General features: G+C 64.1%; 4 protein-coding genes. 2 read left to right on the top strand and 2 right to left on the bottom strand.

Annotated elements, in window-relative coordinates; genetic code table 11:
• Positions 1-280 (top strand): hypothetical protein (locus ACXJL8_RS38350; protein WP_456686739.1); only part of this gene is annotated, 280 nt, incomplete at its 5' end.
• 34 nt (positions 281-314) lie between these two features.
• On the opposite strand, the gene ACXJL8_RS38345 is transcribed toward ACXJL8_RS38350, so the two are convergent.
• Both ACXJL8_RS38345 and ACXJL8_RS38340 read right to left on the bottom strand, forming a co-directional pair.
• Positions 315-641 carry a hypothetical protein gene (locus tag ACXJL8_RS38345; RefSeq protein WP_456623836.1) on the bottom strand — a complete coding sequence of 109 codons (327 nt, stop codon included), beginning with the start codon at positions 639-641 and terminating at the stop codon, positions 315-317.
• A gap of 8 nt (positions 642-649) precedes the next feature.
• A complete protein-coding gene (locus ACXJL8_RS38340; RefSeq protein WP_456623829.1) occupies positions 650-913 on the bottom strand; it encodes a hypothetical protein in 264 nt (87 codons plus the stop codon).
• 528 nt (positions 914-1,441) lie between these two features.
• Between ACXJL8_RS38340 and ACXJL8_RS38335 the strand changes: the two genes are divergently transcribed.
• The coding region (locus tag ACXJL8_RS38335) for an FAD-dependent monooxygenase (protein WP_456686738.1) at positions 1,442-2,802 on the top strand (1,361 nt) is incomplete at its 3' end.

Here is a 2,802-nt window from a genome sequence, read left to right as displayed (position 1 = left end):
CGACTGGAGCGATAATTTCACCTCGGGCGGCGAAGAGGGCTGCAAGATTAGCAAATTATCGGATACCGCTCCTGGCAGCATCAGACTTGATGTGGTCTGCGAGTCCGCTGACAGGGAAGGACATCCGTACAAGGAGATCATTCTCCTGAAGAAGGTCGACGAGAAGACGATCTTCGTTCGCGAGACCCAAGACGGGAAGTTCAAGCGGCCCGGCGGTTCGATGGCCTATTGTCCGGACAGCGCGCAGCGCATGTATAGCGAATCCAGAAAGAAAGGCTGATCTGAGCTCCGGCGATTTTTCACGGCCCGCCGGTTCAAGCGTCGCGCCCGGCAGCACCACTGCCCAAGCCCCCCGGATAAACGATGATGCGCTCGATCCGGTGAATCAGTTCGAGCACGCCATCCTCGCCATTCTCGATCGGCTGGGCCGCCTTGCCCCAGCCGCGATCCAGGATCGCATTGGCGGCCGAGACGCGGGCGGCCGGCGTTGCGTCGTCGCTGCGCATGATGCCAACGAGCACCCTGAGCGCGGTCCTGGTGTGGCTGCGCGCAAGCGAGCGGATTTCGGTCAGCGTGCGCGCGCTGGACGTCTTCCTTCGCGCGGGGACGCGGACCGGCTCACTCACAAGCGCAATTTCCATCTCCTCGCTCACGAGAACATCTCCCACAGCACGATTGCAACCAGGCCCGCGAGCGCGAGCGATATCAGATAGGCGGTCATCGTCTCTCCCCGAAAAAGAAATGCGCGGCAGATCGCGTGACGAAGCGCGATCGTTTCGGGCGCGAATCCTATCTCCGTGTCTCCGGAGACCGCAGCGGCGCGAGCAACAGGCCCAGCGCCGCGGGCCGGCACGTTCGCGCGTGCACGGCCAATAAACTGGTTCGGACGGCGGCGCGCCGATCGGCGCTCCATGTATGCGAGTGCGTGGCCATAATGCGGCCGCCGTCCGATCTCGAACCGAGACGAAAAAACCCGCGGCGGATGTTATCCGCGCGGGTGAACCAAACTCGTCTCGATGATGTCATTCTGCCGGTGTTTTGCCCGACGTGTCAAATCCTGTGTTGGCGAAACTGTCGTCACACGAAGCGGACATGAAAAAGCCCGCCGCGGATCGTTTCCGCGCGGGCTTAGTCAAACTCGTTTCGATGATGCCATTCTGCCGGTGTTTTGCCCGACGTGTCAAACCCTGTGTTGAGCGAGATTGTCGTCATACGAAGCGGACATGAAAAAGCCCGCCGCAGATTGCTCCGCGCGGGCCGAACCAAACTCGTTTCGATGATGCCATTCTGCCAGTGTTTTGCCCGACGTGTCAAACACCGCCGACTGCAAGAGAGAACGCTCTCCCTCCCAGCTCAATATGTGGTGCACAAGGGGCTTGCTTCAARTCCCCGACCATCGCGTAGAACCCCCGACCCAAACAACAAGTCGAGGGGTCACGACATGCCTGTACTGCTTCCGACGTCCCCGTCGCGCGGCCGGACTGAGCGCACCGCAAGGAACTCGGCGCCTGCCAACCATGCCGTGGTGATTGCCGGCGGCGGGCCGACCGGACTGATGCTGGCCGCCGAACTCGCCCTCGCGGGTGTCGACGTCGCCATTGTCGAGCGGCGCGCAAACCAGGAGCTGGTTGGTACGCGCGCCGGCGGATTGCACGCGCGCACAATCGAGATCCTCGATCAACGCGGCATCGCTGGCCGCTTCCTGCGTGAAGGACAAGTCACCCAGCTCGCAGGCTTCGCATGGACCCGGCTCGACATCAGCGACCTCCCCACCCGGCACGCTTACGGGCTCGCGCTGCGGCAGAGCCACATCGAGCGTATTTTGGCCGGCTGGGTCGAGGAGCTCGCGGTGCCGGTCTATCGGCGGCGCGAGGTGACCGGCTTCATTCAGGACGAGACCGGCATCGACGTCACGCTGTCCGGCGGCGAGACATTGCGCGCAAATTGTCTGGTCGGCTGCGACGGCGGCCGTAGCCTGGTGCGCAGGGCCGCCGGCATCGACTTCGCCGGTTTCGGCCCGACGCTCAGCAACCTCATGGCCGAGGTCGAGACGGGCGAGGAGCCGGTCTGGGGCCTGCGTCATGACGCGCTCGGCTTTCACGGCCTCAGCAAATCGGAGAGCGGGCGAGTTCTGGTCGTCGTGACGGAAGCGACGCTCGAGCGCAGCGGCGAGCCCACGATGCGCGATCTCAGCGACGCGCTCGTCGCCGTGTACGGCACGGACTTCGCGCTCAAGAATCCCGCCTGGATCTCCCGCTTCACCGATGCGAGCCGGCAGGCTGCGTCCTATCGCAAGGGGCGCGTGCTGCTCGCCGGCGATGCCGCGCATATCCATCACTCCGTGGGCGGACAAGGCCTCAACACCGGCGTGCAGGATGCCGTCAATCTCGGCTGGAAGCTCGCGCAGGTGGTCAAGGGCATTTCGTCGGACAGCCTGCTCGACAGCTACCACGCCGAACGCCATCCCGTCGCAGCGCGCGTGCTGCGCAACACCATGGCGCAGATCGCCCTGCTTCGCCGCGGCGACGACGGCCTCAAGGCCGCGCGCGACGTCGTGTCCGACCTGCTCGCCATGGCTGAGCCGCGCAACCACGTTGGCGCGATGATGAGCGGGCTCGACATTCAGTACGATCTCGGCGAGGGGCACGCGCTGCTCGGGCGGCGCATGCCCGATCTCGATTTGACGATCGAAGGACGCCCATCGAGATTATTCACCCTGCTGCATGGCGCGCGAGGCTTGCTGCTCAATCTTGGCAAGGCCGGCGGCCTCGACATCGAACCCTGGTCAGATCGGATCAATCT

It is taken from the genome of Bradyrhizobium sp. P5_C11_2 (genome assembly GCF_054049755.1).
This window is presented reverse-complemented; position numbering and strand designations above follow the sequence as displayed.

Coding starts and splice junctions, on each gene's coding strand:
- ACXJL8_RS38345 (WP_456623836.1), bottom strand. CDS start 641: ATGGAAATTGCGCTTGTGAGTGAGCCGGTCCGCGTCCCCGCGCGAAGG.
- ACXJL8_RS38340 (WP_456623829.1), bottom strand. CDS start 913: ATGGAGCGCCGATCGGCGCGCCGCCGTCCGAACCAGTTTATTGGCCGT.